This window comes from Salinibacterium sp., assembly GCF_031364185.1.
Taxonomy (GTDB): Bacteria; Actinomycetota; Actinomycetes; order Actinomycetales; family Microbacteriaceae; genus Rhodoglobus.
This window is the reverse complement of record NZ_JANLVV010000018.1, coordinates 1-2,578: the sequence shown is the minus strand read 5'-3', so window position 1 is coordinate 2,578 and position 2,578 is coordinate 1. Positions and strand designations below refer to the sequence as shown.

Here is a 2,578-nt window from a genome sequence, read left to right as displayed (position 1 = left end):
GGTGTGACCAGAGCTGTCTTTGACGACGATCCGTTGCACATTTCCTTCGTGCAAAAGTTCCTTGATTTTTACCAGCAGCGCCTCACCCTGCACCCGGACCTTCTCAGCGAACGGCTCGTCAGGTGGGGTCGTGCCGGAAGTATTCTGGCCCGTGCTGCTGTCGTTGTTGCTCATGGGAGTTTCCGTTCTGCCGGGGCGAAGCGCTGGCGCCGTTTCGATGGGTACCTTCTATCTAACGGGGCAGGTTGGATTCCCGCTAGGGGCGAAAGTCCCCGCGACTCCTGGCATTGACAGGTTCTATTCGTCCGAACGGGCTTTGGTGGCGCGCGAATCAGCGGGTAGTGGATTGAACCCTCGAACGATCAACCACACGGCCAGCACCAACTCCTGGATACCGATCGGGATGTTGAGCACGGTAGTGATAGTGCTGAAACCGAAGCTCTCGGTAAACCCCGCGTAGATAGTGGAGATGGCCATGAGTGTCGCTCCCGCCAGACCCCAGACTGTCAGCCACCGCGGAATGAGCCGTGACGCAAAAAACACGTAGTTGTACATCAGTGCTCCGAGGCAGAATGCGAGCAACACGATGAACCCGTGCAACCAGTCGCGTGTGACCAGGAGCGTGTCGCCGATCTGTTGAAACGATGAAGGAATGGGCGCGCCAGCAGCGACTGATTGTTGACTCACGCTGAGAAGAACGAGCAGGCTGAGTGTTCCCGCGAGGATGAATGTTCCTTCGACGAGCCGGGCGGCGACAGCTCCGAAAGCCCAGCCCGGGTGGAAGCGCTCTAGAATTGGGTACAGGGCGATAGCGATGCCCGCCGCGGTTGCCGCCCAGATGAATTCGATCAGCGCAGTGAGCACCACACTTCCGGCGGATCCCGCAAGCGTGCTGAGGTAGTCAGGATCGGCAAGAATTGCACCCACGGGAAGTGCACTGAGGACACTCGCCGCTGAACAGGCGATGAACAGAATGCCCACCGTGATCGCGGTAGCTCGATAGGGTCGCACTGTTGGCTGCCTCCACTGCCTATCGGGTGGAATATGAATTCTGACGGTGACCGCCTTCACCGCTGGTTTACGATAAGCCGACGGAATCTCGTAACAGTAGAGGCGAAAGTCCCGACAGCCGACTGCACGGTAAGACCCCAAAGTCCAGCTGACCAGATGCGCATTGTTGAGGATGACCGTCGTGGCGAACTTGTCGCTTCCTTAGTCCGCTGATTCGTCAGTATCGGGCGCGAAAACAACGACCTTAGTTGGCCGGGGTCGCAGGTGCGCGAATCCGCTGAGATCAGGTTCCAGTTCACTCCATCGCGACCATAGCCGGTCGCGTTCTGCTCCCGTTGCCTCGGTGGCCGTGACCTGACCGCGCCAGTCGGCGGTGACCACGGATGCGTGGGGATTCGTTTTCAGGTTGAGTGACCATGCCGGATCGGCCGAACCCCAGCCGTTCATGGCGATGGCGACAAAGTTGCTGCCATCGACGAGGTATCCAAGAATCGCGGACCGCTTCTTCCCGCTGTGTCGGCCGGTGGTGGTCAGGCGCAGTGCACCCCAGCCGCCGGGCTTGGGTAGCCACACACCCAATTTCCCTCGGGTAGTCGTGTAGAGGGCTCGGTGGACAGCCCATGCAGCGCGGATGAACCAGCGCGGCGGAACTCGAGGTGGGCTCTTTACTTGCTCGGGCATGGTGGCCTGCTCTCCGTTGTGTGTCGTGCAAATCCAGCGTGGCTATGCGCCTTTGGTGAAACCGCCTAGTTACGCAAAAACTCTGTCTCCAGCAGCCGAGGGTCCACAGCCCCATAACCCCGACCGGTTCATCCTGGCTCAATCAGCTTTTATGGGTGTCATCCAGGAAACAATTCCCAAGAGCCCGAAAACGAGCGCGAGTTCCGCGATGCCGGCTGTGAAGTACAGCCCTTGCAGCCAGCTGAATCCGCGAATGATCATCGTCTCGACCATGATCCAAATGACCATAGAGAACCCCGCTACGGCGCTCCAGAGGAGAGACGACACTCGGTGTCGCAGGAGCAGTACAGCCGCCAGCGTGTGGGTACCGCCGATGATCACGGCAAGGATCAGTGCAGGCCCAGCGAACGAGGGAAACGGGCTGCCCTCCAACAGCGAAAGAGGCATTCCGAGACCGCCTGTAAACAAGAGTGCAACCGCTCCCCCCACCGCGGAAACGGCAGAGAAGATGAGCACGCCAGCCAGGCTTCTCGCAGTAATCGTTGTGAGAGTGGAGGTTCGCATGGCTGTCCTTCAGTCGAGGATGAGGTCGGATACGTTGCGCCGCATGGTCTGCGGATACTCCACCGTCGGCGTTCCCACCCTGACGATCATCTGGATGGTGTCACCACCTGGCGCGTACTGGTCGTGAACGGCGGCGTATGGTGCGGCCATGGCCGGATACTCCTGGATTACCTGACTCAGTGGCTGCATCACCAGGCCCATGCTGCGGGCCGTGAGGTCGAACTGGCTGTAGAGCATCCCGGCCTCGACCTGCTCTCGTCGGGTGTTAGCGGACGTCGAGATGATGCCGTAGGCCGGCGTTGCCGCCACGGCCGCCGTCGTC

The 2,578-nt window shown here is 60.1% G+C and carries 5 protein-coding genes; all 5 read right to left on the bottom strand.

The features are described from left to right. The coding region (locus tag RMN95_RS17065) for a DUF4342 domain-containing protein (RefSeq protein ID WP_397545217.1) at nt 1-174 on the bottom strand (174 nt) is incomplete at its 3' end. A gap of 123 nt (nt 175-297) precedes the next feature. Next, a complete protein-coding gene (locus RMN95_RS01210; RefSeq protein ID WP_309615143.1) occupies nt 298-1,011 on the bottom strand; it encodes a DUF4386 domain-containing protein in 714 nt (237 codons plus the stop codon). Between the two features lie 201 nt (nt 1,012-1,212). Then, nucleotides 1,213-1,692, bottom strand: coding sequence for a nitroreductase/quinone reductase family protein (locus RMN95_RS01205; RefSeq protein WP_309615142.1), 480 nt, complete (start codon nt 1,690-1,692; stop codon nt 1,213-1,215). Nucleotides 1,693-1,830: 138 nt separating this feature from the next. Then, the gene (locus RMN95_RS01200) at nt 1,831-2,256 is read right to left on the bottom strand and encodes a hypothetical protein (protein ID WP_309615141.1); all 426 of its coding nucleotides are present in this window, start codon (nt 2,254-2,256) and stop codon (nt 1,831-1,833) included. 9 nt (nt 2,257-2,265) lie between these two features. Beyond that, on the bottom strand, nt 2,266-2,578 hold a 313-nt coding region (locus tag RMN95_RS01195), incomplete at its 5' end, for a hypothetical protein (protein WP_309615140.1).

Excerpts from the sequence above, each read along its gene's own strand:
- RMN95_RS01205 (WP_309615142.1), bottom strand. The coding sequence starts at position 1,692 with ATGCCCGAGCAAGTAAAGAGCCCACCTCGAGTTCCGCCGCGCTGGTTC.
- RMN95_RS01200 (WP_309615141.1), bottom strand. The coding sequence starts at position 2,256 with ATGCGAACCTCCACTCTCACAACGATTACTGCGAGAAGCCTGGCTGGC.